This window comes from Mesorhizobium sp. M7A.F.Ca.CA.001.08.2.1 (genome assembly GCF_003998455.1).
In the GTDB taxonomy this organism is placed as follows: Bacteria; Pseudomonadota; Alphaproteobacteria; order Rhizobiales; family Rhizobiaceae; genus Mesorhizobium; species Mesorhizobium ciceri.
Genome location: NZ_RZPW01000481.1, coordinates 1 through 4,889 on the forward strand (window position 1 = coordinate 1; position 4,889 = coordinate 4,889).

Below are 4,889 nucleotides of genomic sequence, written 5' to 3' on the forward strand. Positions count from 1 at the left end.
TCCCAGAGGAAATGCTTCGGCTTGCGCCCGGCCATTGCGGTCATTCGCGTCCCTCCCAGTTGCTGCGGAACGAGGTCAGCATGCCGGTCAGCCGGCGCGCGTCGTCCTCACTGACCTTGCCCAGCAATTCGCCGATCCAGCCTTCATGCGCCGCGGCGATCGCGGCAAAGGCCTGCGTGCCTTCCTCGGTCAGCCGCACCATCGAGGTGCGGCGGTCGCCATTGCGCCGCGCGCGGGCGACAAGTCCTTCCGAAACCAGCCGGTCGACGATGCCCGTGACATTGCCGTTAGAGACCAGCAGGAAACGCGACAGGTCGCTCATCAGCATGCCTTCCGGCGCGCGATAAAGCGCTGCCATCACGTCGAAGCGCGGCAGCGTGGTGTTGAAGTCCTTCTTCAGCCGCTCGCGCAGCTCGGCCTCGATCGTGCGCGAGGCGCGCAGCAGCCTGATCCACAGACGCAAGCGGTCCTTGCCGGGTCCCGACGGCGCGGGCAGGGGGCCGGCTACCATGTTTCGCCTCCTGAGATGGAAATCGCCTGTCCGGTGATCGATTGGGCGGCGTCGCCGCACAGCCACAGCACGGCGGCGGCGACCTCATCCGGCTGGATGAAGCGGCCTTGCGGGTTGGTCGAGGCGAGGCTTGACCGCGCTTGCTCGACCGAGCGGCCGGTCTTCTCGATGATGCGCCGGATGGACTCTTCCAGCATTTCGGTTTCCACAAAGCCTGGGCACACCGCGTTGACGGTGACGCCGGATTTCACTGTTTCGGCGGCAAGCGCCCGCATCAGGCCGATGACGCCATGCTTGGCGGCGACGTAAGACGCGACATAGGCGTAGCCTTTCAGGCCGGCGGTCGAGGCGATGAAAACAATTCGTCCCGTTTTCCGCGCGGCCATGCCGGCCAGCGCGGGCTTCACCGTCAGGAAGGCGCCGGTCAGATTGACGTCGAGCGTCCGCTGCCAGTCGCTGAGCGCGGTTTTGTGCGCCGGCGCGCTGCCGGCCATGCCGGCATTGGCGACGACGATGTCGAACGGGCCGCGCGCGGCTTGCGCCCTCTCGTAGAGCGCCGCCATTGCCGCCTCGTCGGTGACATCGGCGGCGATGCCAGAGATGCGGTCGTTTTCGCCGGCCACCTCGGCGAGCTCTGCTTCCCGGCGGCCGCAGATGGTGACGCCGATGCCGGCAGCAGCCAGCGCCAGCGCGATGGCCCGCCCGACGCCGGAGCCGCCGCCAGTGACCAGCGCATGCTTGCCGGGTATCGTCGCGGCGGCCGTCATACTTTCAGCCCCGCTGCGGCGTCGCGCTCGGCCAGACGGTAGAGCTGGTCGCGTCCGGGCAGATAGGGATCAGGCCATTTGACACCGCGGTCGCCGAGCGTGACGGCGGCATGCAGCGTCCAGTAGGGATCGGCGAGATGCGGCCGCGCCAGCGCCACCAGGTCGGCGCGGCCGGCCATCAGGATCGAATTGACATGGTCCGGCTCGTAGATGTTGCCGACCGCCATCGTCGCCATGCCGACCTCGTTGCGGATGCGGTCGGAAAACGGCGTCTGGAACATGCGGCCATAGACAGGCTTGGCCAGTGCCGAGGTCTGGCCTGCCGAGACATCGCAGATGTCGACGCCGGCCTCATGCAGCAGCCGCGCGATCTCGACCGCGTCGGCCGGCGTCACGCCCTCGATGCCGACCCAGTCATTGGCCGAAATGCGCATCGAGATCGGCTTCTCCGCCGGCCAGGCGGCGCGCACCGCGCGGAAGATTTCGAGGGGATAGCGCATGCGATTGTCCAGCGAACCGCCATATTCATCCGTGCGCCGGTTGGTGACCGGCGTGATGAAGGACGACAAGAGATAGCCATGCGCGGCGTGGATTTCGAGCATGTCGAAGCCGCAACGATCGGCCATCTCGGTGGACGCCACGAATTCGTCGCGCACGCGGTCCATGTCGGCGCGGTTCATCGCCTTCGGAACCTGATTCTGCGGCGACCACGCAACGGCCGAAGCCGCCATCACCGGCCAGTTGCCTGAGACCAACGGCACGTCAGTGCCCTCCCAGCCGAGCCGGGTCGAGCCCTTGGCGCCGGAGTGGCCGATCTGGGCGCAGATCTTGGCCTCGGTCTCGGTGTGGACGAAATCGACCAGCCGCTTCCACGCCACCTCATGCTCGGGCGCGTAGAAGCCGGGACAGCCGGGCGTGATGCGCCCTTCCGGGCTGACGCAGGTCATCTCGATATAGATGAGGCCGGCGCCGCCCTTGGCGCGCTCGGCGTAGTGGGTGAAATGCCAGTCGGTCGGACAGCCGTCGACAGCCTTGTACTGCGCCATCGGCGAAACGACGACGCGGTTCTGCAGCCTCATGTCGCGCAGCTTGAACGGCGCGAACATCGGCGCGCGGCGCAGGCTGTTGCCGCCGGCGCCCGCCTGGCGCTGGAACCATTCTTCCGCGCTTTCAAGCCATTCGGCATCGCGCAGTCGCAGATTCTCGTGGCTGATACGCTGCGAGCGGGTCAAAAGCGAATAGTTGAACTGCACCGGATCGAGGCCGAGATAGCGCTCGACCTCCTCGAACCATTCCAGCGAATTGCGCGCCGCCGATTGCAGCTTGAGCACCTCGGTGCGGCGGGCATCCTCATATCTGCGGAAGGCGGCATCCAAGTCCGGCTCGGTTTCGACATATTCGGCCAGCGCCACAGCACTTTCCAGTGCCAGCTTGGTGCCGGAGCCGATCGAGAAATGCGCCGATGCCGCTGCATCGCCCATCAGCGCGAGATTCTTGTAAGACCAGCGCTCGCACAGCACGCGCGGGAAATTGATCCAGGCCGAACCGCGGATATGGTTGGCATTCGTCATCAAGGCGTGGCCGCCGAGATGTTTTTCGAAGATCCGCTCACAAACGGCGATCGATTCCTGCTGCGACATCGCACCGAAGCCGAAGGCAGCCCAGGTCTGCTCGCTGCACTCGACGATGAAGGTCGCGGTGTCGCTGTCGAACTGGTAGGCGTGGGCCCACACCCAGCCATGCTCGGTTTTCTCGAAGATGAAGGTGAAGGCGTCGTCGAATTTCTGGTTGGTGCCGAGCCAGACGAACTTGCATTTGCGGGTGTCGATGTCGGGCTTGAAGATGTCGACGAAGCTGTTGCGCGCCCTTGAGTTCAGGCCGTCGGCAGCGACGACCAGATCGTGCGTCGCCATGTAGGGCTTGGGATCTGCAATGTCGGTCTCGAACATCAGCTTGACGCCGAGTTCACGCGCCCGGCGCTGCAGCAGGACCAGCAGCCGCTTGCGGCCGATGCCGCAGAAACCGTGCCCTGACGAGACCGTGCGCACGCCGTCATGAATGACGGCGATGTCGTCCCAGTAGGCAAAGTGCTTCTTGATCCAGACGGCGCTGACCGGATCGTTTTTCGACAGATTGTCGAGCGTTTCGGCCGACAGCACGACGCCCCAGCCGAACGTGTCGTCGGCGCGGTTGCGCTCGAACACCGTCACATCGTGGGCGGCGTCCCTCAGTTTCATCGAAATGGCAAAGTAGAGGCCGGCTGGTCCGCCGCCGAGAACCGCAACCTTCATCTGTGCGATCTCCTCTTCGCTTGCTGGAGTTCAGTATCGCGCCGGCGACAAGATATTTCAAGCTTAAAGTTTTATATCAGAACGATCGTCCTGACATGGCGAAAGCGCGCCTGCGTGTCATCGCGCAAGCGCGCTGCCGGATCACTTTTCCGGGTTCTTCGGGCTCCACAGCACCGTCTCGGCGCCCTTCTCATAGGCCATGCCATCGGGATAGCTGATCGCTTCCAGTTGCAGCCCCCACGGCGCCTGGAAATAGAGGATGGTCTGGCCGGCGGCCGGCCCTTCCTTGACCGGCAGCGGCCCCATCCGCGTCTTGACGCCCTTGCCTTCGAGATAGGCTTTGGCAGCAGCGACGTCGTCGACATAGAAGGCGATGTGGAAGCCGCCAATGTCGCTGTTCTTCGGCGTCAGGTCCTTCTGGTCCGGTGCTGTGTATTTGAACAGCTCGATGTTCGAGCCGTAGCCACAACGCACCATGGTGACCTCTTCGATCACCGCCTTCGGATCGACGCCCAGGAGATCCTGCATGAAGGTGCCCTTGTCGTCGGCGAACGGGCCGAACGACATCGCCTTCTTGCAGCCGACCACTTCGGTGAAGAAGTCGACCGCCTGCTTCATGTCGGGAACCGTGATCCCGGTGTGGTCGTGGCCGCGCATGCCCGGGATCGAATCCGCCGAGGCCATGCCGGCGCTGCCGAGCATTGCGGCGGCGAGCGTTGCAATTGCGATTGTGGTCTTCATGTCAGTCCTCTCCATTTGGCGGGACTTGGGTCTTTGTGGTCGCACGTCCGAGGCCCGCTCGTCGGCGTGCGTATGCATTCATGGCGGCGCCTTGGCGGCGGAAGGAATGTCCAGCCAACTCGCATCGATCTCGGGCAGCGGAATGGCCGCGATGAGATCGCGCGTGTAGCTTTGCCGCGGCTTGTCGAACAAGGTGTCGGTGGCGCTCGCTTCGACGATCACGCCTTCGCGCATGACGATCACCTGCCGGCACAGCCGCCGGATGACCGACAGATCGTGGCTGATGAAAGCGACGGTCAGCCCCATCTCCGCGGCAAGCTCCTCCAGCAGGGTGAGGATCTGCGCCTGCGTCGAGACGTCGAGGCCCGAGACGATCTCGTCGGCCAGCACGAATTTCGGCGACAGCGCCAGAGCGCGCGCAATGCCGACGCGCTGGCGCTGGCCGCCCGACAGTTCGTGCCGATAGCGGCTGGCGAAACTTTGCGGCAGGCCGACACGCTGCAGCGCCTCGGCGACGCGCGCCTTCAGGTTGTCGCCAAGACCATTCTGCTTCAAAGGCGCGGCGATAATGCTGGCAAT

5 protein-coding genes are annotated in these 4,889 nt (G+C 64.8%); all 5 read right to left on the minus strand.

All coding sequences use genetic code 11. The features are described 5' to 3' along the window. Positions 1–40 precede the first annotated feature (40 nt). The gene (locus EN914_RS24240) at positions 41–511 is read right to left on the minus strand and encodes a MarR family winged helix-turn-helix transcriptional regulator (RefSeq protein WP_013527979.1); all 471 of its coding nucleotides are present in this window, start codon (positions 509–511) and stop codon (positions 41–43) included. Then, positions 505–1,278 carry an SDR family NAD(P)-dependent oxidoreductase gene (locus EN914_RS24245; protein ID WP_024503397.1) on the minus strand — a complete coding sequence of 258 codons (774 nt, stop codon included), beginning with the start codon at positions 1,276–1,278 and terminating at the stop codon, positions 505–507. Before EN914_RS24245 ends, EN914_RS24240 begins: the two co-directional genes overlap by 7 nt. Continuing rightward, entirely contained in the window at positions 1,275–3,569 is a 2,295-nt protein-coding gene (locus EN914_RS24250; protein WP_024503398.1) for a bifunctional salicylyl-CoA 5-hydroxylase/oxidoreductase, read from the minus strand. The genes EN914_RS24245 and EN914_RS24250 overlap by 4 nt, the downstream gene beginning before the upstream one ends. Before the next feature lie 141 nt (positions 3,570–3,710). Beyond that, positions 3,711–4,310 carry a VOC family protein gene (locus EN914_RS24255; protein WP_024503399.1) on the minus strand — a complete coding sequence of 200 codons (600 nt, stop codon included), beginning with the start codon at positions 4,308–4,310 and terminating at the stop codon, positions 3,711–3,713. 78 nt (positions 4,311–4,388) lie between these two features. Further along, positions 4,389–4,889 (minus strand): ABC transporter ATP-binding protein (locus EN914_RS24260; RefSeq protein ID WP_164760694.1); only part of this gene is annotated, 501 nt, incomplete at its 5' end.

What these genes read in the sequence shown, in the direction of transcription:
- EN914_RS24255 (WP_024503399.1), bottom strand. Translation starts at nt 4,310, where the DNA reads ATGAAGACCACAATCGCAATTGCAACGCTCGCCGCCGCAATGCTCGGC.
- EN914_RS24245 (WP_024503397.1), bottom strand. Translation starts at nt 1,278, where the DNA reads ATGACGGCCGCCGCGACGATACCCGGCAAGCATGCGCTGGTCACTGGC.
- EN914_RS24250 (WP_024503398.1), bottom strand. Translation starts at nt 3,569, where the DNA reads ATGAAGGTTGCGGTTCTCGGCGGCGGACCAGCCGGCCTCTACTTTGCC.
- EN914_RS24240 (WP_013527979.1), bottom strand. Translation starts at nt 511, where the DNA reads ATGGTAGCCGGCCCCCTGCCCGCGCCGTCGGGACCCGGCAAGGACCGC.